Origin of the sequence: Photobacterium sp. S4TG1 (assembly GCF_036040035.1) — a bacterium.
Taxonomy (GTDB): domain Bacteria; phylum Pseudomonadota; class Gammaproteobacteria; order Enterobacterales; family Vibrionaceae; genus Photobacterium.
Genome location: NZ_JAYXUH010000001.1, coordinates 494,829 through 521,145, shown reverse-complemented (window position 1 = coordinate 521,145; position 26,317 = coordinate 494,829). Strand labels below are relative to the sequence as shown.

26 protein-coding genes and 1 other RNA gene are annotated in these 26,317 nt (G+C 38.0%); 15 read left to right on the top strand and 12 right to left on the bottom strand.

The genetic code is table 11. From position 1 onward, the window contains the following. Nucleotides 1–383 precede the first annotated feature (383 nt). Together fadI and fadJ are read left to right on the top strand one after the other, a co-directional pair. Nucleotides 384–1,694 (top strand): acetyl-CoA C-acyltransferase FadI, encoded by a 1,311-nt coding sequence (gene fadI / locus VXS03_RS02480; RefSeq protein WP_327761797.1) that lies wholly within the window; start codon nt 384–386, stop codon nt 1,692–1,694. Beyond that, a complete protein-coding gene (fadJ, locus tag VXS03_RS02475; RefSeq protein WP_327761796.1) occupies nt 1,694–3,796 on the top strand; it encodes a fatty acid oxidation complex subunit alpha FadJ in 2,103 nt (700 codons plus the stop codon). The genes fadI and fadJ overlap by 1 nt, the downstream gene beginning before the upstream one ends. Before the next feature lie 117 nt (nt 3,797–3,913). Here the strand turns inward: fadJ and VXS03_RS02470 are convergent, their stop codons facing one another. Both VXS03_RS02470 and VXS03_RS02465 read right to left on the bottom strand, forming a co-directional pair. Continuing rightward, nucleotides 3,914–4,195, bottom strand: a complete 282-nt coding sequence (locus VXS03_RS02470; protein WP_327761795.1) for a hypothetical protein — start codon at nt 4,193–4,195, stop codon at nt 3,914–3,916. 236 nt (nt 4,196–4,431) lie between these two features. Then, nucleotides 4,432–7,197 (bottom strand): insulinase family protein, encoded by a 2,766-nt coding sequence (locus VXS03_RS02465; protein ID WP_327761794.1) that lies wholly within the window; start codon nt 7,195–7,197, stop codon nt 4,432–4,434. A 277-nt stretch (nt 7,198–7,474) separates the two neighbouring features. Here VXS03_RS02465 and sixA point away from each other — a divergent pair, with 277 nt between their 5' ends. Continuing rightward, complete coding sequence (sixA, locus tag VXS03_RS02460; protein ID WP_327761792.1) at nt 7,475–7,948, top strand: phosphohistidine phosphatase SixA; 474 nt, start codon at nt 7,475–7,477, stop codon at nt 7,946–7,948. Between the two features lie 16 nt (nt 7,949–7,964). Then, entirely contained in the window at nt 7,965–8,324 is a 360-nt protein-coding gene (locus VXS03_RS02455; protein WP_327761791.1) for a hypothetical protein, read from the top strand. On the opposite strand, the gene smrB is transcribed toward VXS03_RS02455, so the two are convergent. Then, nucleotides 8,321–8,851, bottom strand: coding sequence for an endonuclease SmrB (gene smrB, locus VXS03_RS02450; protein ID WP_327761790.1), 531 nt, complete (start codon nt 8,849–8,851; stop codon nt 8,321–8,323). The two genes, VXS03_RS02455 and smrB, sit on opposite strands and share 4 nt — an antisense overlap. A gap of 53 nt (nt 8,852–8,904) precedes the next feature. Between smrB and prmB the strand changes: the two genes are divergently transcribed. Continuing rightward, the gene (gene prmB, locus VXS03_RS02445) at nt 8,905–9,837 is read left to right on the top strand and encodes a 50S ribosomal protein L3 N(5)-glutamine methyltransferase (protein WP_080156910.1); all 933 of its coding nucleotides are present in this window, start codon (nt 8,905–8,907) and stop codon (nt 9,835–9,837) included. A 95-nt stretch (nt 9,838–9,932) separates the two neighbouring features. On the opposite strand, the gene queC is transcribed toward prmB, so the two are convergent. After that, nucleotides 9,933–10,631, bottom strand: coding sequence for a 7-cyano-7-deazaguanine synthase QueC (gene queC / locus VXS03_RS02440; protein WP_327761789.1), 699 nt, complete (start codon nt 10,629–10,631; stop codon nt 9,933–9,935). Between the two features lie 328 nt (nt 10,632–10,959). After that, a complete protein-coding gene (locus VXS03_RS02435; protein ID WP_442957408.1) occupies nt 10,960–12,051 on the bottom strand; it encodes a PLP-dependent cysteine synthase family protein in 1,092 nt (363 codons plus the stop codon). Nucleotides 12,052–12,442: 391 nt separating this feature from the next. On the opposite strand from VXS03_RS02435, the gene VXS03_RS02430 reads away from it, so the two are divergent. Next, nucleotides 12,443–12,904, top strand: a complete 462-nt coding sequence (locus VXS03_RS02430; RefSeq protein ID WP_297479328.1) for an Lrp/AsnC family transcriptional regulator — start codon at nt 12,443–12,445, stop codon at nt 12,902–12,904. A gap of 74 nt (nt 12,905–12,978) precedes the next feature. Here VXS03_RS02430 and tesB read toward each other — a convergent pair whose 3' ends face one another. Then, the gene (tesB, locus tag VXS03_RS02425; RefSeq protein ID WP_327761787.1) at nt 12,979–13,836 is read right to left on the bottom strand and encodes an acyl-CoA thioesterase II; all 858 of its coding nucleotides are present in this window, start codon (nt 13,834–13,836) and stop codon (nt 12,979–12,981) included. A 64-nt stretch (nt 13,837–13,900) separates the two neighbouring features. Then, a complete protein-coding gene (locus tag VXS03_RS02420; RefSeq protein WP_327761786.1) occupies nt 13,901–14,209 on the bottom strand; it encodes an MGMT family protein in 309 nt (102 codons plus the stop codon). An 88-nt stretch (nt 14,210–14,297) separates the two neighbouring features. Here VXS03_RS02420 and VXS03_RS02415 point away from each other — a divergent pair, with 88 nt between their 5' ends. Both VXS03_RS02415 and ffs read left to right on the top strand, forming a co-directional pair. Continuing rightward, nucleotides 14,298–15,035, top strand: a complete 738-nt coding sequence (locus VXS03_RS02415) for a hypothetical protein (RefSeq protein ID WP_327761785.1) — start codon at nt 14,298–14,300, stop codon at nt 15,033–15,035. Between the two features lie 163 nt (nt 15,036–15,198). Beyond that, nucleotides 15,199–15,295, top strand: an RNA gene (gene ffs / locus VXS03_RS02410) — signal recognition particle sRNA small type. Nucleotides 15,296–15,555: 260 nt separating this feature from the next. On the opposite strand, the gene lepB is transcribed toward ffs, so the two are convergent. Then, nucleotides 15,556–16,437 (bottom strand): signal peptidase I, encoded by an 882-nt coding sequence (gene lepB / locus VXS03_RS02405; protein ID WP_327761784.1) that lies wholly within the window; start codon nt 16,435–16,437, stop codon nt 15,556–15,558. A 721-nt stretch (nt 16,438–17,158) separates the two neighbouring features. On the opposite strand from lepB, the gene VXS03_RS02400 reads away from it, so the two are divergent. The 4 genes from VXS03_RS02400 (at nt 17,159) to VXS03_RS20250 (ending at nt 19,891) form a co-directional block, all read left to right on the top strand. Beyond that, entirely contained in the window at nt 17,159–18,025 is an 867-nt protein-coding gene (locus tag VXS03_RS02400) for an alpha/beta hydrolase (RefSeq protein ID WP_327761782.1), read from the top strand. An 847-nt stretch (nt 18,026–18,872) separates the two neighbouring features. Next, nucleotides 18,873–19,022, top strand: coding sequence for a hypothetical protein (locus VXS03_RS02395; RefSeq protein ID WP_327761781.1), 150 nt, complete (start codon nt 18,873–18,875; stop codon nt 19,020–19,022). After that, nucleotides 19,012–19,203, top strand: coding sequence for a hypothetical protein (locus tag VXS03_RS02390; protein WP_327761780.1), 192 nt, complete (start codon nt 19,012–19,014; stop codon nt 19,201–19,203). The genes VXS03_RS02395 and VXS03_RS02390 overlap by 11 nt, the downstream gene beginning before the upstream one ends. Before the next feature lie 238 nt (nt 19,204–19,441). Continuing rightward, entirely contained in the window at nt 19,442–19,891 is a 450-nt protein-coding gene (locus tag VXS03_RS20250) for a PACE efflux transporter (protein ID WP_442957407.1), read from the top strand. Between the two features lie 7 nt (nt 19,892–19,898). Here VXS03_RS20250 and VXS03_RS02385 read toward each other — a convergent pair whose 3' ends face one another. The 3 genes from VXS03_RS02385 to VXS03_RS02375 all read right to left on the bottom strand — a co-directional run bounded on the left by VXS03_RS02385 (nt 19,899) and on the right by VXS03_RS02375 (nt 21,860). Further along, entirely contained in the window at nt 19,899–20,789 is an 891-nt protein-coding gene (locus tag VXS03_RS02385; RefSeq protein ID WP_327761778.1) for a LysR family transcriptional regulator, read from the bottom strand. Between the two features lie 103 nt (nt 20,790–20,892). Further along, a complete protein-coding gene (locus tag VXS03_RS02380; protein WP_327761777.1) occupies nt 20,893–21,327 on the bottom strand; it encodes a carboxymuconolactone decarboxylase family protein in 435 nt (144 codons plus the stop codon). A gap of 149 nt (nt 21,328–21,476) precedes the next feature. After that, complete coding sequence (locus VXS03_RS02375; RefSeq protein WP_327761776.1) at nt 21,477–21,860, bottom strand: VOC family protein; 384 nt, start codon at nt 21,858–21,860, stop codon at nt 21,477–21,479. 168 nt (nt 21,861–22,028) lie between these two features. On the opposite strand from VXS03_RS02375, the gene nfsA reads away from it, so the two are divergent. Further along, nucleotides 22,029–22,751, top strand: a complete 723-nt coding sequence (gene nfsA, locus VXS03_RS02370; protein ID WP_327761775.1) for an oxygen-insensitive NADPH nitroreductase — start codon at nt 22,029–22,031, stop codon at nt 22,749–22,751. Nucleotides 22,752–22,885: 134 nt separating this feature from the next. On the opposite strand, the gene VXS03_RS02365 is transcribed toward nfsA, so the two are convergent. Then, nucleotides 22,886–23,773: a DMT family transporter gene (locus VXS03_RS02365; protein ID WP_327761772.1), complete on the bottom strand. Its 888-nt coding sequence runs from the start codon at nt 23,771–23,773 to the stop codon at nt 22,886–22,888. A 299-nt stretch (nt 23,774–24,072) separates the two neighbouring features. On the opposite strand from VXS03_RS02365, the gene sigZ reads away from it, so the two are divergent. Both sigZ and gshA read left to right on the top strand, forming a co-directional pair. Next, nucleotides 24,073–24,615, top strand: coding sequence for an RNA polymerase sigma factor SigZ (gene sigZ / locus VXS03_RS02360; RefSeq protein WP_327761771.1), 543 nt, complete (start codon nt 24,073–24,075; stop codon nt 24,613–24,615). A 108-nt stretch (nt 24,616–24,723) separates the two neighbouring features. After that, the gene (gene gshA, locus VXS03_RS02355) at nt 24,724–26,307 is read left to right on the top strand and encodes a glutamate--cysteine ligase (RefSeq protein WP_327761770.1); all 1,584 of its coding nucleotides are present in this window, start codon (nt 24,724–24,726) and stop codon (nt 26,305–26,307) included. Nucleotides 26,308–26,317: the final 10 nt, after the last annotated feature.

Here is a 26,317-nt window from a genome sequence, read left to right as displayed (position 1 = left end):
TCCTTTTGAAGGCTGACTTTACTTTCTCCTATCAGGGGTTTTCCTGATTTGCAATTGGCTTTATGTTAATTGATTATTTTATTACGCTGATTGCTTTCTGCGTGAATTCAAACCATACTTAAGGGTGTGGTTTTTTTTTGCTTAAATTTAGCCCCCCGCGACATTATCCCTTTAAAATAATACTTATATTTTATGAGTATTTAGTCACAGAGTAATTGTTCTTTTTTATACTACAACCCATCTTAAAGTCGAAGTGTTTTACGTCAAAAACGTCATTTAGGAAGCATTTTTAAACAAATGTTTTTTTTTGATTGCTTTGTGGTTACAATTATGTGGTCTGACCTCGCAATTGAGGTTAATTATAATTGTGACAAGGAGTTGCGATGACGGGTCTTCAACATATCACCACACGTAAGGGTGAACGTATTGCTATTGTTAGCGGGTTACGGACACCATTCGCACGTCAATCAACCGTATTTGATCGTTTATCCGCCCTAGATTTGGGTAAGTTAGCCGTTAATGAAATGCTACAAGTGGCTGACTTTGATCCACAGTTAATTGATCAAGTTGTGTTTGGCCAAGTTGTGCAAACCCCTGAATTACCAAATATTGCGCGTGAAATCGTACTGGGTACGGGAATGAATATTCACACTGACGCCTATAGTGTCACGCGAGCCTGTGCGACCAGTTTTCAGGCTGCCGTTAATGTAACGGAAAGTATTATGGCCGGCTCGATCGATATCGGTATTGCGGGCGGCGCTGACTCAACCTCAATGCTACCTATTGGGGTCAGTAAAAAAATGGCTGCGACGTTATTAGCATTAAGTAAAGCCAAAACTATGCCAGCACGCTTGAAACTACTCAGTGCCTTAGGCGTCAAAGATTTGATTCCAGTACCGCCAGCGATTGCTGAATATTCCACAGGCTTGAGTATGGGGCAGACCGCAGAACAAATGGCTAAAAGCCATGCGATCAGTCGAGAAGAACAAGATGCTTTTGCACATCGTTCTCATACGTTAGCGGCTAAAGCATGGCAAGATGGGTTATTGAATGCTGAAGTAATGACTGCATTCTCAGCACCTTACCTGCATTGGATTGATCGTGATAATAATATTCGTCAAGATTCAACATTAGCAGCATATGCAAAATTAACCCCAGCGTTTGATCGTCTACATGGCAGTGTTACTGCGGCAAATTCAACCCCATTAACGGACGGTGCAGCAGCCATCTTATTAATGCGAGAAGGGCGTGTAAAAGAATTAGGATTAACTCCACTTGGGTATATTCGGTCTTATGCCTTTGCCGCCATCGATGTTGCTGAAGATATGTTGATGGGACCCGCTTATGCCAGTCCATTAGCCCTTGAACGAGCAGGATTAACCCTAGGGGATTTAACCTTAATTGATATGCATGAAGCGTTTGCTGCTCAAACGTTAGCTAATGTGAAAATGTTTGGTTCTAAACGGTTTGCTCAACAAAAACTAGGGCGAGATAACGCTATTGGCGATATAGACATGGATAAATTCAATGTTCTTGGCGGTTCGATTGCTTATGGTCATCCTTTTGCTGCAACAGGGGCGAGAATGATCATGCAAACGTTACATGAATTGCAACGCCGAGGAGGTGGTTTTGCATTAAACACCGCGTGTGCTGCTGGTGGTCTTGGTGCAGCAATGATTTTGGAGGCAGAATAATGACCCAATCAGCATTTAGTTTATCTTATGGCGATAATGGCATTGGCTGGCTTAAGATTGATGTTGCCAATGAAAAAGTGAACACCCTACAAGCAGCCTTTGTTGAACAAGTTAATGATGTCTTAACGGAATTAAACACTCATACTGAACTTAAAGGTTTGGTTGTATATTCAGGTAAAGCGAATAACTTTATAGCGGGTGCTGATATTCGCATGTTGGCAAATTGTGAAACACCAGCCGAGGCTGAGGCATTAGCAAATAAAGGTCAGCAACTCTTTAATGCCCTTGAGGAGTTACCCATTCATGTTGTTGCTGCTATTCATGGGCCATGTTTGGGCGGTGGACTTGAGCTTGCATTAGCCTGTCATAGTCGAATTTGTACTGATGATGATATTACTCGCTTAGGTTTACCTGAAGTGCAATTAGGCTTATTACCAGGCTCTGGTGGAACCCAACGTTTACCACGCCTCATTGGTGTGGCAAATGGTTTAGAATTAATGCTCACAGGGAAACAGGTACGAGCAAAGCAAGCGTTAAAAAAAGGGTTGGTTGATCAAGTTGTGCCACAGACTATTTTGTTACAGGTCGCAGAACAAGTGGCTTTAACCTCGAAGCCAATTCGTACCCATTCATTTCAAGATTGGGCAATGGCGGGTAATGCCTTTGGCCGTAGTGTGGTATTTGATCAAGCGGCTAAAAAAGCGCAGCAAAAGGCCCGCGGGTGTTATCCCGCGATTGATGCGATTTTAGATACCGTAAAATACGGCTTAGAAAAAGGGATTGAAGCAGGGCTTGAACAAGAAGCGAAAGTGTTTGCTGATTTAGTGATGACTACTGAGTCTGCTGCATTACGCGATATTTTCTTTGCCACGACGGCAATGAAAAAAGAAGTAGGTGCCGATGCTGAGCCTAATAAGATTCAACGGATAGCAATTCTTGGCGGCGGTTTAATGGGCGGTGGAATTGCCTATGTATCAGCGATAAAGGCCGGTTTAGCGGTTCGGATAAAAGATATTACTAATGATGGTATTCAACATGCTCTGGCGTATAACTATGCCATTTTAAATACACAGCGTCAGCGGCGAATTATTAGAAAAGCGCAGCTTCAACAGCAAATGTTGCGTATTACTGGCAGCACTGATTATCATGGTATGGCGAATGCTGATGTTGTAATTGAGGCGGTATTTGAAGATGTTGCACTTAAACAACAAATGGTGCAAGAAATCGAAGCTAATACATTCGAGCACACGATTTTTGCCACTAACACGTCTTCGATTCCAATTCATCAAATAGCTGCCAATGCACAGCGACCACAAAATATTATAGGCTTACATTATTTTAGCCCGGTTGAAAAAATGCCATTGGTGGAAGTAATTCCCCATGCCACAACATCAGCAACGACTATTGCAACTGTGGTCGCATTAGCCAAGAAACAAGGTAAAACTCCGATCGTTGTTGCAGATAAAGCGGGTTTTTATGTTAACCGTATTTTAGCGCCATATATGAATGAAGCGGCTCAAATATTATTAGCAGGTGAGCCTATAGAGCATATAGATACCGCGTTACTTAATTTTGGTTTTCCTGTTGGGCCGATTACATTACTTGATGAAGTTGGCGTTGATATTGGAGCCAAGATCAGCCCTATTTTAGTTACAGAGCTCGGTGAGCGTTTTGCGGCACCAGCAATGTTTGATGTGTTACAACAAGATGGGCGTAAAGGTCGTAAAAGTGGTAAAGGATTCTATTTGTATAACACCAATAATAAAGAAGTGGATAAATCAGTTTATACCTTACTTGGAATTACACCAGAACAGCAATTAACCGAAGCCAATATTTCGATTCGCTGCACGTTAATGATGCTTAATGAGGCAGCTCGCTGTTTAAATGAAGGCGTGATTCAATCTGCCCGTGATGGTGACATCGGCGCTATCTTCGGTATTGGCTTTCCTCCATTTCTTGGCGGACCATTTCATTATATGGACCATCTTGGTATCGATCTGGTAGTTGATATGATGCATGAATACAGTGATGTTCATGGTGAAAGGTTTGCACCTTGTGATTATTTAGTCGCGATGGCGCGAGATGAAAAGCGATTTTATTAGCGGTGTTCGATTAATGAATGTTTAAATAAACCGCAACAAAAAAAGTCTGTTCAATGAAGCACTCCTTAACATTGGATACTTCACCATGCAGGCTTTTTTATTGTTGTGGGCTCAATGCTAATCCGCGCAGCGAATTAAACGGAAATGAGATTCAAATAGTTTACTACGGCAAAGGCGATAACCCACCGTGGCAAAAACTAATGCAATAAAAGTATTTACATGACCCACTAAAATGAGCAGTAATGCACTCAATGCAATAAAGCAGAAAGCATAAAGAAAAATATCAACTTGATTGTGCGATAATGTGGCTGCACAGTGCGGACACACAAAATTATCTTCATATGAATTTAATTTTGGAGCATGTATTTCAATTTGGCAGTGTGGGCATTGTTGAGTCACGTGAATCCTCTTCTAATCTATCAGGGACTATCGTATTTCTATTTATATTAATTGATAATACTAATAGCGATATATTCGAGATGGAGATTATGGTTTGAAGAGGACTTCTTTGGCTACTGAAATATTATGAAAGCTATTTTTATTATAAAAAAATCACATCAGATTATAGTACAAAATAAAAATCCCATTTATGTTTAACTCTTTCTAGTTGAAAGCACATAAATGGAATTTTTTATTCAGTAAGCGTTTTTCTGAAAATCAGCTATAGATTCAATTGCTTTGCCGATCATTAATGGCTCAGCCTCATGATGAGTTTTACCCGTGTAATACATCACTAACCGGTTAGCTGTGCGTGGCTTAACGGTATCAACAATAAATTTAATCATATCTGCGCGATTGAGTTGTTTTAGCTTATCGACCACTAATTGACGTTGATTAAATTGTTCATCTTTATTACCAATGCTTACCCAAAACCGTTGTGCTCGCGAACGCAGGTTGGTATCAGGCTCAGAAATTTGTGCAATAAGTCCTTTTTTACTCGCTTGCCATTGAGCTTCTGTTAATTCTAATAACACAAGTGCAAACGCATTGGTAAAATCATCGATAGCATCAGATAAGTAACTTGGTTCAGCCACTGGTGATTGAATATATAAAATCAATCCAGGGTGACGATTTAACGGTAAATTTCCCGTTCCTACCATGTAACCAAGTTGCTGTTTGGTCCGTAATTCATGAAAAAATGTGGTCGACATTAAATGATTAGCGAGTGTATAAATCGCTATTTTGTGTGGCGTTGTTTGACGTGATTGGTAATACATCAAAATTGCCGAGTCTTCATGATTGCAGTCTAACTCGTAAGTTAAGGTGCTGCTGTTTTCTAAATGCACCAATGGACGTTGTGACTCGCCATATAATTGGTCGGTAACTCGAAAGGCATCTTTGAGTGTTTCGGCCAGTGCTAACGCATCTTTTTTGATCCAGTTACCATACACAAATGTATCAATGTGTATTTCAGCAAACATCGCCTCAACAAATGGTGGTAGCTCATCAATAGTGATGGTTTCTAGCGCTTCAATAAGGTGCGGATAAGGCGGATTATTCGGCTGTAATAATCCCGTAAGTTGATTAAACAACTGAGATATAGGTTTATCTTCTGCTGCATTGCGCCAATTACGTAACATTTGGGCTTTGATATTATCAAACCGTTGTTGAGTAAAGTGGCGGTTTTTAAAACGCGCTAAAATCAATTGCATCAATTGAGGTTGTTTTTCACTAAAGCCAGAAAGTTGTAGTGTTACACCGCCTTGGTGAGCATAAAGGTTGTAAGACATTCCTGCAATTTCAGCAGGGTAAGCCGATTCATTGATTGCTTCTAAGAGTAGTTCAACACACAGCCGTGTTTTAACAATATTTTCAGTAGAACTTACGGCATGTGGACTATCAATTGCGACATAAACAATGCCTTTCGGCACGCGAAAATCATGTTCTTGTTTATGCCATAAACGAAAACCTGGTAGATCTTGAATCAGTTGTGGTGGTAATTCAGAACCGGCTTCAAGTGGTAATGGTTCAAATTTGTCACATAAATAGATATTAGGCTCAGGTAATAATAGTGCTTCATCAAGGCTGACATTGTTCCAGCTTTCAATTTGTTGTGCTGTAAATGGTGTTACTGAATAAGGTGTGTCATACCAAGCCGCAACTTGATCATAGTGTCCACCTTGAGCGACTAAGGTTAAGCGCATATTACTGACACTAAGATAGGCTAATAGTTGTTCAAGTAAATCTTGATCATAGCCTTCCATCATATAATCGCCGTAGATAATATCTTCCGCGTTATAATGCAGCAGGTTCATCACTAAATAACTGACAGTATCAAGGGGGCGACTTTTCTCTTGATAGCGAAATGCCATTTCTAAGACGGATTTCTTTTCTTGATAACGCCATGCATTGAGCCCTTGCTGTTTAATTAAAGCAATAAAGGCAAATACGCACTGTACAATTTCATCTGTGTGTTGCTGGCCTTTAGGCGTTAAATTTAAGCCAATAGTAAACTCACGGAAATTATTGCCACTGACACCACCGCCTGCGGTAAGGGTATTGATTAAGCCGCGTTGTTTTAATATGGCCATTAAACTGCCTGTGCCTTCATTTCCCAGTAAGTGAGCAATATATGACAGCGGTTTAATTTGATAATGCGCATCAACAGATGGTAATGCAAAAGATAAGGTTAACTTACGTAATTCTTTAATTGGTTCAATTTGAATGAACTTCTGACATTCGTTTTCGGTAACAAATGGCACATTAATTGCTGCCTTTTTAGTGGTTGCATTAGGAATTGCACTAAAAAAAGCCTGAGTGAAATGTTCTAATTCATCTAATGATTGTGGGCCGAGTAGCACCAACCCCATGACGTCAGCAGAATAATGTTGATGATAAAAGGTTAACAGATCATCACGTACTGATTGGCCATTACGATCATCAAGCGTGGTGAGATCGCCGACAGAAAACTTGGCGAAAGGGTGGGCTTGATTAATGGTTTCTTTTTGCACTTGATATAAACGACGCACATCGTCTTTTATTTTTAGTTTGTATTCAGAATCAACAGCTTGACGCTCTTTATCAACCGCATCTTCATTAAATAATGGCGCGGTAAAAAATTGGCCAAAGCGATCTAAGCCCTCTTCAAATGCATGAGGACTAATTTCAAAGAAAAACGTAGTGTTTTCAGTGCCTGTCCATGCATTATTGCTACCACCATTACGGTTGATAAAGGTTTGAAACTCACCGACGCGAGGGTATTTTTCGGTGCCGAGAAATAGCATATGCTCTAGAAAGTGTGCCATGCCTTGACGATCCATGGGATCATCAAAGTGGCCTATCTCGACAGACAATGCAGCAGCAGAGCGAGGCGCTTCAGCATCATGAACGAGCAGTACTCGAAGTTCATTCGCTAAAGTGAGATAGCGATACTGCTTATGATCGTTAGGGCTAGTATGCACAGGAAGAGCCTATTTTTGAGGGAATTAGGTTAAGTATGACGTTCAATATTAAGGCTGGCAAATTGAAGATGCGATTAGATGAATTATAAGTCGCATTTCTGTTAATAAATTAAATAAATAAGTGATGAGTTAACCAATTGAGCCATTAAAAAGTAAGCTTAGCCACAGAATTAAAACTCTATGGTTATGCCAATAATAAAAGCATGTAATAATGATCGACCGACTCGATGATGTGAGTAGGATCTGCGATTGTTTAACTGAGGTTATCGAAATATCTATGCAAATTTATATTATGCGTCATGGTGAAGCCGAAAATTTTGCTGCAAGTGATGCTGAACGCCCATTAACGACGCGTGGCATTGCGCAATCACAGCAAATGGCAACATTATTAGCATCACATTTGAAGGGAGAATTAGATCAAGTATGGGTTAGCCCTTACTTACGAGCCCAACAAACATGGCAAGCAATGGTAAAGAGCTTACCTACCGCGACTCAAGTCGGTAGCGTTGAAGATATTACCCCTTATGGTGATTCTGAAACGGTGGCTGATTTTATTAAAGCGACCATTGAAACCGAGCAACCACAATCGTTACTGTTGATTTCACACTTACCGCTAGTGGGCTATTTAACAGCAGAGTTAGTTCCCGGATTACAACCGCCTATGTTTTTAACCTCAGCGATTGCAGCCATTGATTATGATCCTCAGTCAGGGCAAAGCAAATTGTTGTGGCAGCATCAACCACATAAATAATAGGTAATAAATGACCATGACGAAGTGTGAGATTATGGCACTAGCGAGTGTCTTGTTTATAGCCGGGTGCAGTGTGGGTGAGCCTGTTCATATTACTGCTAACGGTATGGTGAAATGGTCTGATGGGCAAATCGAAGGCATGCATATTTCACAAACAGGCAGTAGTTTAACATTCGCTAACTATTCTAATGATGTTGGTGCTCCGCCATTGGTCATTTTTGCGCGTATTGATAGTGCCCGTAATGATGATTGTGAGTATTTCTATGTTGAAACCGCAGTTAAAGAACGCCTTAAAGTCTGTGAAACTGGAGAAGTGACGTTATTTAACCGTGGTAAAGTTGTTAAAGTTGGCCATATGGTAAAACCAAAGTATTAACGCTCAGGTATATCAATTAAGACTAACAATGCGCCCGCACCACCAAATTCTAAGGGCGCTTGATGAAAAGCCATCACATCAGGGTGTTGTGCTAACCACATCGGTGCTTTTTGCTTTAGTATGTGCTTTCCAATGCCGTGCATAACACAAGCACATGACACGTGCTCTTTGATACAAGCTGCAATCATCGCGGCCAGTTCGCGTTTTGCTTCTTGTTGTGTCATGCCATGCATATCAAGATAAATGTCAGGTACATACACACCACGACGTAATTTTTTTACTTCATATTTAGACACACCCGTTCGCGCATATTGCGTTGGGCCCGTGTCGTTAAGATGGGGTTCAAACTCATCTGAGAAATAAAACTCATGATTTTGGGTCTCTTTGCCCATCACTTTTGCTTTATCCGCTTTTGAGTTCTGTTGACGCGGCGTGATTATGGTATCATGCATGAACTTTTTTACGCCTTTTACCTCTGCCTTGAAGAGATCAAAATCATCTTCAAGCGGTGAATTTTTATTACTCATAATGAAATTCCAACAATTATATAGTGGTATTGTAGCGTTTATCGGAGGCTATTTTGGATAAGATTTTTGTCGACGAAGCTGTCAGCGAACTTCACACATTGCAGGACATGCTACGTTGGACGGTTAGCCGTTTTAACGCTGCTGGCCTATTTTATGGTCATGGTACAGACAATGCGTGGGATGAAGCCGTGCAACTGGTACTACCGACAGTTTACTTACCGTTGGATGTTCCACCGGAAGTGCGTAATTCTCGTTTAACAAGCAGTGAGCGTCATCGTATTGTTGAGCGTGTTATGCGTCGAATCAATGATCGTACACCCGTATCATACTTAACGAATGTTGCCTACTTTTGCGGTATGGAGTTCTTTGTTGATGAGCGTGTACTTGTGCCACGTTCACCAATTGGTGAGCTCATTGAAAACCGTTTTGAACCATTTTTACAACAAGAACCAACACGTATCATGGATCTGTGTACGGGCAGTGGCTGTATCGGTATCGCTTGTGCGCACATGTTCCCTGAAGCAGAAGTCGATATCGTTGATATTTCGACTGATGCGTTAGCTGTTGCTGAGCAGAATATAACGGATCATGGTCTTGAGCAGCAAGTGATTCCGCTTCGTTCTGATCTTTTACGCGATATACCAAAAGATAAATACGATCTTATCGTGACCAATCCACCGTATGTTGATCAAGAAGATATGGACAGCCTACCGGAAGAATTCCGTCATGAGCCTGAGCTAGGATTAGCCGCAGGCAGTGATGGTCTGAAATTGGTTCGTCGTATCCTTGCAAATGCACCGGATTATCTTAAAGACGACGGTATTTTGATTTGTGAAGTGGGTAACTCAATGATCCACATGGAAGAGCAATATCCGCATATTCCATTCTTGTGGCTAGAGTTTGCTAATGGTGGTCATGGTGTGTTCATGTTAACTCGTGAGCAGCTTGTTGATTGTGCAGCCGATTTTGCACTTTACCGCGATTAATCAGTACCCAAACAACGCAGAATAAAAAGCCGACATCAATAGTATTGATGTCGGCTTTTTTATATTATTTGATATTTAAATCAATGTGATAATGATTACGCTTTATGTTGTGATTGCTTGGTCTTTAATGCAGCCATAACCGTTGCTTGATGTTGCAAGTAATCATTTAAGCCTGCTCGACGTAAATCGCAAGATGGGCAGTCACCACAGCCATCACCCACAACACCGTTATAGCAGGTTAATGTTTGTTCGCGAATATAATCTAGCTTGCCATATTGATCAGCTAGCGCCCATGTTTCGGCTTTGTTCAACCACATTAATGGGGTTTCGATAGTAAATTGACGATCCATACCGAGCACTAACGAATGGTTAAGTGAGCGTACAAATTCATCACGGCAATCAGGGTAGCCAGAGAAATCCGTTTCACAAACACCAGTGATCACCGCTTCTGCGCCAATTTGGTAAGCATAAATACCCGCTAAGGTTAAAAATAAAATGTTACGTCCTGGCACAAAGGAATTTGGTAAACCATTGGCTTGTAATTCATGAGAAACAGGAATGCTATCGCGGGTTAATGAACTAATTGCAAGCTCACCAATTAAACTGACATCCATAACCTTATGAGCGGCAACACCAAGGTCTTTGGCAATGTGCTCAGCAATTTCAACCTCTAGTTTGTGGCGTTGACCATAATCAAACGTAATACAGTGTACCTCATCGTAGTGTGCTAATGCTTGAATGAGACACGTGGTCGAATCTTGACCGCCACTGAAAACAACTACGGCTTTTGTCATGATGAATTATCCTTTGTGAGTGATTACCGAGAAACAGTCGGTACAATAATAGTCTAATGATGGTTTCATTAGCATGGGGATATGCTAACTCAGCTGACGGCGATAGAAAAGTAGCGATGACAAATAGCATAGATAAAAAAAAGCCGTACAAAGTGTACGGCATAAAATAAGCGTGATACGTTATCCATATAAACCTAATTGATAAAATGCAGAGCACAATTAGTTTTATCCGTATTTGCTTAAAGACACAAAATATAACCGGGGTGTAAATAAAAATAGGGGGGGTGGCGCTGTAGCTAACCAACCCAAGGGGTTGTTCTTTAATCCGTTATACTGACCACTCACCCGTTTGTTGTAGGTGTTGTAGTTTAATTAGGTAAGTACTGATGTCGCCAATATTGGCAGCGATCCAGTCATCGTTATAATAGGTATCTAAGTAACGTTCACCGCTGTCACATAACAAGGTTACGATTGAGCCTGTTTCACCACGTTGTTTCATTTCAGTTGCTAATTGCAGTACACCGTAAAGGTTAGTACCTGTCGATGGACCTGCTTTACGACCAATAATATGCTCTAGCCAGTGAACTGTTGCTACACTTGCAGCATCAGGGATTTTTCGCATTTCGTTAATAACATTTGGAATAAAACTGGGCTCAACGCGTGGTCGTCCTATTCCTTCAATACGGCTTCCTGTTGCTGACGTAATAGTGGCATCGCGTTCCATGAAATAGTCATAGAAGACAGAGTTTTCCGGATCAACTACGCACAATTGCGTTGGATGAATTTGGTAACGGATATAACGACCAATCGTGGCGGATGTACCGCCAGTACCTGGGCTCATTACAATCCAGCTTGGAATGGGAAATCGCTCAAGTTTCATTTGGTTAAAAATACTGTCTGCAATATTGTTATTGCCACGCCAATCAGTTGCCCGCTCAGCATACGTAAATTGATCCATATAATGGCCATTTAGCTCTTTAGCTAAGCGGCGAGATTCATCATAAATAGCGGCTGATGAATCAACAAAGTGGGCTTTACCACCGTAAAATTCAATTTGCTCAATTTTTTTACATGCTGTTTTTCGTGGTACGACCGCAATAAATGGCAGTCCGAGTAAACGCGCAAAATAGGCTTCTGATACCGCAGTGCTACCTGATGATGACTCAATCACGGTTGTATCTTGGTTTATCCAACCATTACAGAGGGCGTATAAAAACAATGAACGTGCTAAACGATGCTTCAGGCTTCCTGTTGGATGCGTACTTTCATCTTTTAGGTAGATATCGATACCTTCAAGGCTAGGTATATCGAGTTTAATCAAATGTGTATCGGCAGAACGTTGGTAGTCTGCTTCAATGGCTTTGATTGAGTTACTGATCCAAGCATTGTGTTCTGGTACGGTATTTACAGTCATATTCATTGTACTACCTCTTTGCTTAATTCGAATCCATCGAGTGTTTACTTAATCAACTCCCTTGCTGCAACTTGGGTATATAGTAAACAAGAGTGATAAAAAAATCTTTGCTTTATTTGTTATTTTTTGGCGGTTAAATAGAAAATTATCCTACATTTGAAAATTTATGTGAAACTAGGTTCTATTTTTTAATGTTTTTATGGAATTTATTTTTAATTGTCGTTAGCGTTTTTCAATGAGTGTTACCACTGTAGGTTTAAAACCCATACTTGTCTATTGTGAGATTACATAAATAAAGTGGTAGCGATCGTTATTATTAGTATTTTTTTTGCCTCTTCGCTGAATAAAAGGTATTTTTTAGGAAGTATTTACCCTTTTATCCTAATTGGTGGCATTAATGGCAGTTTTAGATAGTGTTGATAGAACGTTATTACGTTTATTGCAGGATGATGCAACTATGCCGCTGGCAGAACTTGCGGACGCTGTGAATTTAACAACCACCCCATGTTGGAAGCGATTAAAGCGTCTTGAAGAAGACGGTATTTTGCGCCAACGGGTGGCACTGCTTGATCCAGTAAAATTAGGTATCGCCTTTACTGCATTTGTACAAATTAAGACCAGTAATCACTCGCAAGATTGGTTTAATCATTTTGTTTCAACGGTGACTGAATTTCCTGAAGTAATGGAATTTTATCGCATGGCTGGGGAATATGATTATATGATGAAGGTTCAAGTTGCTGATATGCAAGCTTTTGATAACCTTTATAAAAAATTAGTAGCGTCTGTTTCTGATCTAACTAATGTGACTTCCACCTTTGCAATGGAACCACTTAAATATACAACAGCGTTACCTGTTTAACTGTCCTTGTAGATTAAAAATAACCCCGAGTCATTACAATAGTGGTTCGGGGTTATTTTTATAGTGTGCTTTACCTAGCGTTGACGAATCAATCCTTCCTGAACCGCAGATGCAACCAGTTGTCCTTGTTGATTGTAAATCTCACCACGCACAATGCCACGTGAACCGCTGGCTGATGGACTATCAATCACATACAGTAACCACTCATCAACCTTAAATGGACGGTGGAACCACATTGAGTGATCAATGGTAGCGACCTGCATATTAGGGCTAAAGAGAGTAACGCCATGTGGATGTAATGATGTAGTCAAAAAGCCCCAATCAGACGCGTAAGCCAGCATATATTGGTGAATACTTAATTCATGTGGCATTTCACCATTGGTTTTAATCCATAAATATTGCTTTGGATCTTCAATCGTCGGTTTTAAAGGATTAATGACTGTGACTGGACGTACTTCAATAGGACGCTTGTTACCAAAAGTTTCAACAATCTTTGGTGGCAAATATTGGGCAATTGATTCAACTAACTCACTTTCAGACGCTAAGCCTTCAGGACCAACAACATTTGGCATTGTCGATTGGTGTTCAAACCCTTGTTCATCGGCTTGATAAGATGCCGTTAAATAGAAAATAGGGCGACCATTTTGAATAGCCTTTACACGACGAGTGCTAAAACTGCGGCCATCACGCAGGGTTTCTACATCATAAATAATCGGTTTTTCTGGATTACCAGGTAAAAGAAAATAGCTATGAAATGAGTGTAAATGACGCTCTGGATCTACCGTTTGCTGCGCTGCTGATAAAGATTGCCCTATAACTTGACCACCATATACTTGTGGCAAACCTAAGTTCTCACTTTGGCCTCGAAAGAGTTCACGTTCAATTTGCTCTAATTGCAATAAAGTTAGTAGTTCATCTAATTGTTTGCTCATGGTACATCCTGAAAAATAAAAACTAGGGGAATGGTATGCTGAATTAGCGCCGCTGCCAATATGCCTATGAGTGCCCTTGCCATCGATAATAGCGTAGTGATACTCGCCCAGTGTCAGAGACGACAATGTTTTCTGCTCGTAATGCTGCTATCTGTCTTAATAGTGCATCATCTTTTAATGAACTACGGCCTTGGCTGTTAATAACACGATGCCAAGGTATTTTTGACCCTTCAGGTAAGGTTGCCATTAAGCGTCCGACATGACGAGCATATCCAGGAAAACCGGCAAATTTAGCAATATCGCCATACGTAGAAACCTGCCCAAATGGAATTTGATAGACTTGGCTATAGATTTGATTGCAAAAGTCGTCCATATTTATAAGTAGCCGTTAAATAATGCGCTTGGGAAATAATAGCGGTTCTATTTTTTTAGACAACAGGATAACGCAAGGAGGTGTTGCCATGTTGTATGCTGCTTCATTGGTTACCGTTACCTTAATTTTAACGGTATTAGGTGTCAGTGCTCTTGGCCAGACTGCGGGAGAACTACCCGTATTAGCGCTTGTTATCCCTGCTCTGTGGTTATTACCGCAAAGTGGTGTCGCAGGTTGGCTATTACTCTGTGGCTTAGGTGCTTACGGTGCGATGCTGCCTGAACAGCCGTTAGCATTATCAATCAGTTTATTTATGATGCTACCTATTTTGATGATTTGTATTTCCGCAAAGGGTTGTTGGCAGCTTGGCGCATTAATGATCTCAATTGCACTCTCGATGAATGTTGGCCTAATGGCATTGCAAGGAGAGGGCAAACTCGAGGGTAGTATCAGTGCAACCTTAATTCAAATTATAGCGATTGGTGTTATTTGGTATGCCGCCCGTTGTTGGCGTCCGGTGGCGGGTAACACATGGTGGCCATTATTAGCGGTATTACCACTATGGATAGGTGGTATGGGAGCTGCGGCATTAGTTGGCTTGTGTGTTACAGGGTTAATTGCAGCATTACAAAGCCTGGTTAAAATGAAACACCAAGATTGGATCCCTCGCTTAGCCTGTGTATTACCTGCTATTGGGTTTACAACCTTAGTCGTGCTGCCACAATTTAGTGTTGAGAATCCGATTTTAGTCTCATGGCTATTAGTATTAGGCGGAGGCTTGTTAGGTGAGTCGTTATTAGATGATCCTGAAGAAGAGGACGAATAATATTAACTAACTGGCAATAGGTTGACTTTATTACTATTTTGTTTGAATTCGAGCAAATAACCAGCAGTTAAACAAAAGGGTAAGATAACGGCTTGCATTGTTGGCGAGGTTAATAGATAATCCTTCCCGTTCTCGAAAGAGACAAAGAATCTATGGAGGCCCCCATTGGTCCTCCCGCAACACTAACCTGTGAACTCGGCCAGGCCCGGAAGGGAGCAACCGCAGCAGGCGTCGTGTGTGCCGGGATGTGGCTGGTGGGGGCTTCCACCCATCTAGCGTTTAGAAAATCCCTTTTCTATCAAATGGTTAATTAAATTATAACTTCCTATATTGTAGCTCAATATTAGCTTGCTGTTGTTTTTATTAATACCGCTTCGTTATAAGCTTCAAACTCTCAAACTCTCAAACTCTCAAACTCTCAAACTTTCAGTGTTGTAACATAAAAACATTTAAGCTAAAAAAACCGACATGTTATTAGCATATCGGCTATTTTGATTTGGGTTATATAGTTGTGGTGATACTAGTGAATGTGACCAATACGGTTGAAGCGAACTCCATTAGGTAACCAATGTGGCCACATTGAATTTGGATTATGATTAAACGTAAAGCTGATCCAAATAAAGGTCGCTTTGCCAATTAAGTTTTGCTTCGGCATAAAGCCCCAGTAACGGCTGTCTAAACTGTTATCACGGTTATCACCCATCGCAAAGTAATGGCCTTTTGGTACAATCCATTCGCCCATTGGTGAGCCTGGCTGCTGGTAATAACGGTAAATTTGTTCTGGTAATGCAGGATCACGCAAAATGTGATGATTAACCTTACCTAGTTGCTCGTTGTATTCATTTAACCGCACGCCTTGCTCTGTAAAGTTCGTTAAGCCAACATATTGTTTAGGTACTTCTTGTGCAGCAGGGCAAACTTTTTGACCGTTACAAGCAGGTTTAATATAAAGGGTTTTGTTTTGGTAAATAACAGTGTCACCTGGTAGACCAACAATACGTTTGATTAAATCGATCTTTGGGTTAGATGGATCAATAAACACTGTAATGTCACCACGTTGTGGCTTACCCGTGGGAATTAATATTTTGTGAAAAATAGGATCGCGTAGTCCGTAAGCAAATTTTTCTACGCCAATAAAATCACCAGGTAGTAAGGTTGGTTGCATTGAACCACTTGGAATTTGAAAAGGTTCAATAATAAAGGATCGAATAATCAAAATAGCAAACAATACTGGAAACAGTGAGCGCGCTTGATCAACCCAAGCTGATCTACTTTTCTGTGGCTGCTCTTTACGTTTAGGTTGCCAAACGAACTTATCTAACGCGAACACAATACCTGTTATTAAGGTCGTGAGAGTAAGAATGAGTGAGAACAATTCTGCGGCGTTGAATACTGAAAGCATGTGCAATCTCAAAGTGTGTAAATAGAATAATCTATCAATAGTAGTGCTGCTTATTGAACCTGATTAAGTTGTGAAATAAAACGGGTATATTTTGTAAACTATGATCTCACTAAACTCTCAAATCAACTTGTTCCGTAATTCCTTACAGTGAGGTTACGGACGCGATCGAACATCTTATGATGATATTTAATTTAAATATTATTTAAACGCTGTAAGTAGAATAGGAATGAAAAGTTTTTTAGAATCATCGAGAGGGTGCGATTAAGCTAAATATATTATCTGAAAGCTTGTAATAAAAGAATAAAGAATCGTTATTGCTTAATATTTAAATATATGTAAGAAAACGATAATATTGTTTTATTGTGAGTTGCTTCTAAACATGAATGCGAAGTATACGTATGAAATTATAATATTAAGCAATTAGAATTATATTGTTACTTCACAAATATTAATGTAAATAACTTATGCTTATGAAGCACAATGAGATATATATTACATTAATTTTTATATACACATAATATAGATTATTTTATTTTGATGCTTATCGCAATGTTTGTTTATTCCAGTCGGTGATTTAATAATTACAACGTAATGTAATTATTGTTAAAAAACATATTTATTTAATGAGACATCTATAGACAGTAATTAGCGAATACAAGTATTTATTACAGGATATGGATAGCGCTGGTTATTGATATAAAGTGATAAAGGATTAAGCACTATGTTTGAAAAATTGGTAAATACATGGTTGTTCATCATTATAGTTATCATTACGGGTTGTAATGGTAGCGACAGTAAAATTGACCATGATTATTCCCTCTACGATCGTTATGGTGAACCAACCTACCGTATAAAGTCAAAATATACAGTTGATGCCCTAAAAGGCACAATAGGCACTCATGAATATCCAACTTACGTACATACACCAGAAGATTATGATCCTGACGGACACCCCTATCCAGTAATTTATGCCACTGATGGCCAGTGGACTAGCAGTGAGTATGACGATATTTTAGATGAGCTTGGAACACAAGTCATATTGGTTAGTATTGGTGAAGGTCCTCGTGATCAAAGAGTGGTGGATTATATTCAACCAGGTTTGGCTAATTATTTTAGATTTTTAACTGAAGAACTTATTCCTTTAGTTGAGAAGGATTACAATATTAGCTCAGAGCAGAGACTACTAGTTGGCTATTCCTTCGGTGGTAATATGTCGAGTACAATTATGATGCTAGATGATCCATTTAATCCGGTATTTAATTCTTATGCTGCTTATGATCCAGCGTTTCGGCATACAATTCATCATCAAATACTTGAATTTAATGACTATTTTGATCAGCTTGTTGAAGATAGATATGCTGCTTCAGATACTTGGGATACTGAATTATTAATGACGGGGGCATTACAATCATCTTTAGTGAAAAATGTAGAAAATCAGGAAGAAAGATTGAATAAACGCGGTTTTAAAAAGTTAAAAATTGAGACAGCCTATTTTGATGTTATTCACGAACAGATTGCTTTACCATCATTTAGATACACAGTAGAACACTTTTTTCCAACATCTCCAGTGACGGATATTAGTCAATAATAAAACAAATAGGCTCTACATTATATTCAATATAGCTTGTTATCTATTATTTATTTAGAGCATAGAAAATTAACGGTAAAGTAAAATGCTATTTTAAATAGTTTGATTTTTTATAGTATAAGCAGATGCTGATTTTTATTGTAGTGAAATAGTAAGGTAGAAAGTACGATTGTAGTTATATATCAATATCAAAGCTTCTAATCGCTGTGATGTATTAGAAGCTTTGCTAATGACAGACTAACGTTAGCTGTTAGCTGCTATTTTTTTAGTGATTTTTGCCAATTTTTTAGCTTTTTTCTCTTTTGTCGTTAAAGATGGTTTTTTATTACCTTTCTTGGTATCTAGCGACTTACTCATAACACTAACCTCTATTTTTTGAGGTTGGTCTGCTTGGCCAACGACAGATTAAACAGTGATATTGATGTAATATCACTTGGGTTTAATATGCGCTTACTACCTAAAAAATCAATGATATTTATGCAAACAAAAAACTTATTTTTATGATGTTTATAGCAATGCGTATCAATAGGAGTAATGTATTAGAGTTGATATTTTTTCTGAGTACGAACTTGATTTTTGGTAAAAATATCACTCCAGCAATTGTATGAAAAATGTGTTATAATGACGCAAATTTCTTAAAATCTGAACGTTAAATAGAACATATAGGTAAATATTCTTTATTATTATTGTTCTAATTTATGCAACGGTGCAATGTGGATTTATATTTCATAATGAACATCCTTTGCTAAAACTTAACGCATTTTAATTATGTTGTTTTTAATTTCAAAGACTTAGTTATCTGTCAGCATAAACCAGATTTGTATATTCAAAATCAATAAGGTAAACCATGACAAAGCCTACAGCTAAAGAAGCGACGACTAAGCCAAAGAAAAAAAAGCCATTAGCCGTGAATAAACGAACAATGAGTGTTCGTGAACGTATTGAAAATATTAAAGCACAACAAGCTTGGGATAAGGAATGGGAGAATGACAAATAATCTCGCGTTAAAAAATAAAATTAACACGGTATTACTGTTACATTCTGAAGACTTAACCCATTGGGAACGTGATTATTTAAGTAATCTTAATCAGACGGTTATCAATTGTGGTCAACTGTCAGAAAAGCAATTAGGATTATTTGAACAGATATTAGTACGTAGAAAGATAACCGTTGTATAAGCTAATACTGTCTTTTATGTTAATGATTAGTCGCTATTAAATCCGTCGTTCCTTGCGGTGAGGAACGCGTGATAGGTTGTTGTGTAAATATCATAATTTAATCTATTTTCAATAAGATGGTTAGCGTCGTTGCTTTTTAGTTTCATCGAATTACAATTAAGATCTAAGCAGAAACCGTAGCTTACATTGTTAGAATAATTTCGGGGCGGACCGGATTTTTAAACATAAGGTATGTTTAATGATTGTTCTCGCACCTCGTACCCGTAAGCTTGTGTATGCCATATCATTTGAAACACTAGCAATTATATTGAGCACTTTTTTATTAGCGATGCTCAACCATGGTGAATCCTCTAATTCGCTGCCAGTCGCCTGTATGGTGTCAACGATAGCCTTGATTTGGAATTACGTATTTAATTCTTGCTTTGAATTAATAGAAGTTAAGCTACACATCAAAAAAAGAACCCTCTATGTTCGATTAACGCACTCTATATCGTTTGAGTTTGGGCTATTTTTATTTACGATTCCACTGTATATGTGGTGGTATGATGTCAGCTTGATAAAGGCCGTCAAGATGGAAATGGCAATATTAGTCTTCTTCTTAATTTATACGTTTATATTTACTTTACTGTTTGATTTACTATTTCAAACGAACAATCAAATGATCATAGCAACTACAGAGCGTGAGTAGTAACGGGTTATTGTAACCGTTCAGCTAAATAATCAAGAAACGCTCTGATCTGTGGTTTTAGATATTGCGCACTTTTGTAAACCGCATAGATTTCGCCACTGGTATTTTCATTGTGCGTTACTGACCATTTAGGCAATAAGACTTCTAATTGTTTGTTTGCAAGATAGGGTTTAACCATCCAATCAGATAATAATAAGACACCTAAATGTTGTAATGCCGCATTTAATAATGGCGAACCACCTTTTGATGCTAAATTACCAGTTACTGATATTTTAGTTTGTGTCTTATTTGAAGTAAAATACCAATTAGTGCGTTGACGTTCATGGCTGATAATTAAACAGTTATGATCTTTTAGATCTTGTGGCATTTTTATTTTAGGATGATTTTTAATATATTCAGGGGTCGCAACTAAAGAGGTGGTATTAGTCAAAAGGTGTCGTGCTTTAAGATTGCTATCAAGAGGCGTACCAATACGAATAGCAATGTCTATATTATCGCTGTTTAAATCAACTAAATTATTATCTAACTCTAGCTCAATGTTTATTTTAGGATAGCGTTTTAAAAAATCAGGTATTAAGTGAGTTAGATAAATGTTACCAAAAGTTTCAAATACTGAAATACGTAAAGTACCTTCTGGTGTATTATTATTCCCTTGCATTTCTGATAATAAATTTCGAGATTGCTCAAGTATTTTAATCGATTGTTGATAAAAATATTGACCATCTTCAGTTAATATTAATTGACGAGTACTACGTTTAAACAGGGTGGTTTTGATCTTGTTTTCAAGTTTATCAATGTTTCGTGTTACTGATGATGGAGCCATATTTAATGCTTTCGCAGCTTGTGAAAAACTACCACAAACAACAACTTGCTCAAATACTCCTAGTAAATCTAACATAATAATATCCTTTGTTATTAAGCATAATTTACCATATAGTACTTAAAAATTGTAAATAAAAACCCCCAATATTTAAACTAAACATTGGGGGTAAGTATTATAATTAGTGTTTCATTTTAGTCGCTAGTGCAAAGCGATTCCATGAGTTAATCATGATGATTTGCATCATCGCTTCTGCTAATTTTGATTCGCCTAATAAACTAAAGCATTCAGCATAGGTTTCATCAGTAACAGCATTATTTGAAATTAATGTCATCTCATCTGTTAATTTTAATAGTGCTCTTTCAGTATTATCAAATAATGGTGATTCTGACCATGCAGAAATAGCAAATAGTTTTTGTTGATCGATGCCTAATTCTAATGCAGCTGTAGTGTGCATCTGAATACAATAAGCACATTTATTGATCATTGATGAGCGAATTTTAATAATTTCTTTTAATTGATTTGATAGTTCAGTTTCAGCTAAGTAATTTTCAATCGTTAACATTGCGCTTAATGCTTTTGGTTGAACTTTTGCAATATCAATACGCTTATTCATAATAATACCTTTATTTTTGTTGTTTATGATTTGTTGGAAAGAGTATATTAATTATTTTTAAATGATGTAATCGATATATAAGCGTAACAGTTTTGCATAAAACGCAAAGATACAGCTGAATAGTAGGGTGATTCTGATGAAATATAGCTTTAAGCTCGGTAATTGGCGATCTCTATTAAATTACCATCAGGATCACGAAAATATATCGATATGATTTTCCCCATTGCGCCTGTACGTTCAACTGGGCCTTCAATAATTGTGACGCCACATTGTTCAATATGTTGTTGCGCTTGCGCTAAATCAGTCGGAGTAATAAAACATAAGTCAGCACTCCCCATGTGTACTGTTTGCGCTTTGGGTTCAAATTCGGCGCCATATTGATGGAGGTTTATTTTTTGGTTACCAAAGTGAAGTGCAAACCGATTATCGCCAAAGGTGATTAGTTGCATGCCTAGTACGCGCTGGTAAAAATTAACACTCACATTTATATCAGCGACCGTTAATACTAAATGATCAATATGACTAATCTTCATTGAGTTGCTCCTTAGTGCCTTAATAATTTGTTATTGTCGATATCATAGTAAACTAAGTGTAGTGATACTTGATTTAATATAGATTGATAAAATAGATTACTAAAAAAATTGTTGCAGCTTTGGTGGTTAATATTATGGTTAATCAAATCTTTTTATAGGCACATTGTTATGAATACAACAATTGAAACAATGCTGAATCATCGCTCAATTCGCAGTTTTACTGAGGCTGCTATTTCTGCTGAACAATTAAATGCGATCATTGCAGCAGGTATTGCAGCTTCTAGCTCAAGTATGATCCAAGCAACCTCGATTATTCGTATAACTGATCCAAACAAGCGAGCAGCATTGGCGCACCTTGCAGGTGATCAACCTTATGTTGCTCAAGCGGCTGAGTTTTTAGTGTTTTGTATTGATTATCAGCGTCATTACTCAATTAGTTCTGAGATTAAACCTGAATATACTGAGTTAGCCTTAATTGGTGCAATAGACAGTGGCATTATGGGGCAAAATTGTTTATTAGCCGCTGAATCGATGGGGTTGGGTGGGGTGTATATTGGTGGCTTGCGTAATAACCCTCATGAGGTTGACGCATTACTGAATTTACCACCGTATAGCGCAGTATTATTTGGTATGTGCTTAGGTATGCCTGCGCAAGATCCACAATCAAAACCACGCTTACCGATGGATATGATTTTGCATCAAAATGAATATCAACCATTAAATAAACCGCTGTTGGCTGAATATGATCAACAGACGATTGAATATTATCAGCAGCGTTCGACTCACAATAAACAACAAGATTGGTCAAGTGCAGTAACTGCAACGTTATCAAAAGAATCACGTCCGTTTATAGCGAGTTACCTTAATAGCAAAGGACTAATGAAAAAGTAACAAGGTACAAGTAATATGATGGCGTAAATTCAAACGCATAGTGTTAATGATTATGATCAGGTGGCTTATTAGAAAAAGCCATTTTGATCATGATTGAATATCACCAAACCTGTTTATTTTTACAGCTATATTGATTATTTCTTGCTTTTATTTGTAGGAAAATAATTGGAATAGGTAATAAGTAATCCTGCCGCAACAATAAATATCCCTCCTGTAATGGTATAAAATGTTGGGAGTTCATCAAAAAGCCAATATCCAAAAAGACAAGAAAATATAATTTGAAAGTAAAAGAATGGTGCAATATGAGACGCTTCAGCAATATTCATTGCTTTAATTAAACACAGTTGCGATACGATGGTGACAATAGGAATAATGATAAAATAGGGCAATGCTGTTAAAGATGGTGTTATCCACATTTGAGGTTGAGCAATTAACAATAGCGTCGATATTAAGCCTAAAATAAAAAATGAATTAATTAATACTGATAGTAATGAGATGCTTGAATGAATGGTTTTGGTAATAAGGTTATAACCTGAATTAGCAACCGCTATCAATAAAGGCAATAGATAAACCCATTGTAGACCATTAATATCGGTTGGGTTTATAACAATAATAACGCCCACAAACCCCAATAATGTGGCGATAATTTTTATTGGTGTCAGGGTTTCTTTAAAAAATAAGGCGCCACCAAGCATATAAGCAATACTGCCCATTTGTACAATGATGATATACATTTCCAATGGAATATATTTTAAAGCGATGACCGATGTTACCGCACACACTAAAAATAATAGTGCTCGAAGTAATAATTTATCATTGGTAGCGAGAATAGCGATCTTGGTTTGTTTAGGCATGAAAATAGCCATGCATAAAAAAGGTATCGCAAATCGAAAGAAAACCATTTGAATAGGGTGATAGTCATGTTGAATGAGGTACTTATCGGCACTGTCTTTAAGTGTTAACGATAAAGTTGCAATGAGAATTAGCATCGCCCCGAGCATATTCTTGTTTTTGATTAGCATGACATTTTCTTCTGTGTCGTAAGTTATTGCGATAAGAAACAAGCACAACCATAAAGTGTCTATCTTAAATACGCTATGATTTTCAGTAAAATATTATGTAGTTATGCAAGGGGTAGCACTAATATATTAAAGGGTGTTTTTATTTAAGTTTTTATTTAAGTTTTTGTTTATTTTGTCTTTATTTGATTAGGTCTTTTTGTGTCGCTATTTACAATACTTCTGTTAATATGACGCATTCATGCGAACCACTATTCTAGTAATATGGAATTATTGGTCATACATATTGAGGTCAAAGGGTTATGTTAGAACAATGGTTGTTACATCAAGATCAGCTTCGACGCTATGTAGCGAAGCAACTCGGTGATGCTGATTTAGCGGATGATATTGTTCAAGACGTCTATATTAAAGCAAGTAATAATCTACACCAACTGACTTCTTCCACAAAATTTAAAAGCTGGATTTACCGTATTGCTCAAAATCGCATGATTGATCATTATCGTGAGCATCAATATTTTATTGAGTTACCAGAAGATTTAGCTGCCAATGATGATGATTTGATATCAGATGAATATGAGCAATTAGCATTGTGCTTATATCCATTAATTGATTCATTACCAAAGAAATACGCAGAGCCGTTACGTTTAGCTGAACTTAAAGGCATGCCGCAGCAAGAAGTCGCTAATCAATTAGGATTATCATTGTCTGGTGCTAAAAGCAGAATTCAGCGAGCTCGCGTTAAATTTCGTGAACAATTAGTGGCATGTTGTGATTTTGAATTTAATCAAAACGGGCAGATTGTCTATGAAAAAAAAATAACACCAACGTCAGACGGTTGCTGTTAGTTATTGTTTTTATTTGATATTATTTTTATTTAATCTTTTTCTCTATTTTTTGCGTCTTTTTTCATGTTTGTTCGTCTTATAAGAGTTAATACTTTTTGCGAAATAAAAATGAAAGATAAACATAATAAAAATACCACTAATGCGATCACGTCTTTTTTTAGCCAATATCAGGCGTTGTATTCACTAAAGGGTATTCGTCGTGGTATTGAAAGAGAGACAATTCGTAGCACAGCTCAAAAGCGTATTTCTCCATTAGCGCATCCTATGGCTTTGGGTGCGGCGTTAACACATCCATCAATAACCACAGATTTTGGTGAAGCTCAGATAGAATTAGTCACGCCAGCAGTGAGTGATCGTCATGATACATTTCATTCTTTAGCCACATTACATCATTTTGTAGCCTCACATTTACCTGACGATGAAATATTATGGGGAGCGAGTATGCCTCCTATTTTACCTAATGATGATCAAATTAAGATTGCTGATTATGGAACGTCAAATGCTGGGCAACTAAAGGCACTTTACCGTCAAGGGTTAGCAAACCGCTACGGTAAACGCATGCAGTTGATTTCAGGTATTCATTATAATTTTTCATTGCCAGAATCGTTTTGGACAGCGCTGCATTTATACACTCAAAGTGATTTACCGTTAGATGAATTTATTTCTGAGCGGTATTTTGATTTGATACGTAATGTATTACGCCATGGCTGGATTATTGCTTATTTATTTGGTGCATCACCGGCGGTTGATAAAACGTATTTGATCAATAAAGCTCACGATCTTCAACGCTTAGATGATGAGACATATTATTTGCCATGGGCAACCTCGTTGCGGTTAAGTAATTTGGGATATAGCAGTAATGAGCAGTCATTTTATTCGGTGAGTTTTAATTCGAAACAAGGGTATTTAGATGATCTGTATAAGATATTAAACCAACCAAGTGAGCGTTATATTCATTTGCGTGATAATCAACAGATTAATAGCTCAGTTTTGCAATTAGAAAACGAATTATACGGCACAGTAAGACCCAAAATAGTCAGTGATAATTTACGACCGTTATATGCCCTTTGCCATCATGGCGTGCAATATATTGAATTGCGTAGTGTTGATAATAACCCTTATCTTCCCTTTGGCATTAGCGAAGCACAAACTCAGTTCCTTGATATTTTTATGACTTACTGTGCTTTAACATCCAGTATAAAAATGACAACTCAAGAACGTTTGATTATTGAGAAACGTCAGCAATTAGTCGCAATTGAAGGGCGTAAACCAGGAGTTATGCTGCCGACATTAACTGGTGAACAATCATTACAAGATCTTGCTGAGGACATGTTTTCTGCGTTACTGGCGGTTGCAAAACAATTTGATATTGCTTTTGACACTCATGCTTATCAAGACGTTCTTCAACAAGAACTGCATAAAGTACATCAACCATCATTAACACCGTCTGCTCAGATGTTGGCACAAATGATGGCTGAAAAGATGTCATATAACACGTTAGTTCATTGTTTGTCACAGCAGCATCTGCAAACATATAAAAAAGCAGATATAGCCGCTGATGAGATTATGACTTTACAAGTTTTAGCACAAGAGTCACACAATAAACAGCAACAAATGGAGCTTCAACAAGGGATGAATTTTGATGTATATCTGCAACAGAAAAACACATTGCAACCTGATTGCGAACAATAAAAAGATAGGT

Coding starts and splice junctions, on each gene's coding strand:
- fadJ (WP_327761796.1), top strand. CDS start 1,694: ATGACCCAATCAGCATTTAGTTTATCTTATGGCGATAATGGCATTGGC.
- VXS03_RS02415 (WP_327761785.1), top strand. CDS start 14,298: ATGTTGTATGCTGCTTCATTGGTTACCGTTACCTTAATTTTAACGGTA.
- VXS03_RS02385 (WP_327761778.1), bottom strand. CDS start 20,789: ATGTTAGATTTACTAGGAGTATTTGAGCAAGTTGTTGTTTGTGGTAGT.
- queC (WP_327761789.1), bottom strand. CDS start 10,631: ATGACAAAAGCCGTAGTTGTTTTCAGTGGCGGTCAAGATTCGACCACG.
- VXS03_RS02390 (WP_327761780.1), top strand. CDS start 19,012: ATGACAAATAATCTCGCGTTAAAAAATAAAATTAACACGGTATTACTG.
- nfsA (WP_327761775.1), top strand. CDS start 22,029: ATGAATACAACAATTGAAACAATGCTGAATCATCGCTCAATTCGCAGT.
- fadI (WP_327761797.1), top strand. CDS start 384: ATGACGGGTCTTCAACATATCACCACACGTAAGGGTGAACGTATTGCT.
- VXS03_RS02435 (WP_442957408.1), bottom strand. CDS start 12,051: ATGAATATGACTGTAAATACCGTACCAGAACACAATGCTTGGATCAGT.
- VXS03_RS02455 (WP_327761791.1), top strand. CDS start 7,965: ATGACGAAGTGTGAGATTATGGCACTAGCGAGTGTCTTGTTTATAGCC.
- VXS03_RS02395 (WP_327761781.1), top strand. CDS start 18,873: ATGACAAAGCCTACAGCTAAAGAAGCGACGACTAAGCCAAAGAAAAAA.
- gshA (WP_327761770.1), top strand. CDS start 24,724: ATGAAAGATAAACATAATAAAAATACCACTAATGCGATCACGTCTTTT.
- VXS03_RS02365 (WP_327761772.1), bottom strand. CDS start 23,773: ATGCTAATCAAAAACAAGAATATGCTCGGGGCGATGCTAATTCTCATT.
- smrB (WP_327761790.1), bottom strand. CDS start 8,851: ATGAGTAATAAAAATTCACCGCTTGAAGATGATTTTGATCTCTTCAAG.
- lepB (WP_327761784.1), bottom strand. CDS start 16,437: ATGCTTTCAGTATTCAACGCCGCAGAATTGTTCTCACTCATTCTTACT.
- sigZ (WP_327761771.1), top strand. CDS start 24,073: ATGTTAGAACAATGGTTGTTACATCAAGATCAGCTTCGACGCTATGTA.
- VXS03_RS20250 (WP_442957407.1), top strand. CDS start 19,442: ATGATTGTTCTCGCACCTCGTACCCGTAAGCTTGTGTATGCCATATCA.
- VXS03_RS02380 (WP_327761777.1), bottom strand. CDS start 21,327: ATGAATAAGCGTATTGATATTGCAAAAGTTCAACCAAAAGCATTAAGC.
- VXS03_RS02430 (WP_297479328.1), top strand. CDS start 12,443: ATGGCAGTTTTAGATAGTGTTGATAGAACGTTATTACGTTTATTGCAG.
- VXS03_RS02375 (WP_327761776.1), bottom strand. CDS start 21,860: ATGAAGATTAGTCATATTGATCATTTAGTATTAACGGTCGCTGATATA.
- tesB (WP_327761787.1), bottom strand. CDS start 13,836: ATGAGCAAACAATTAGATGAACTACTAACTTTATTGCAATTAGAGCAA.
- sixA (WP_327761792.1), top strand. CDS start 7,475: ATGCAAATTTATATTATGCGTCATGGTGAAGCCGAAAATTTTGCTGCA.
- VXS03_RS02420 (WP_327761786.1), bottom strand. CDS start 14,209: ATGGACGACTTTTGCAATCAAATCTATAGCCAAGTCTATCAAATTCCA.
- VXS03_RS02400 (WP_327761782.1), top strand. CDS start 17,159: ATGTTTGAAAAATTGGTAAATACATGGTTGTTCATCATTATAGTTATC.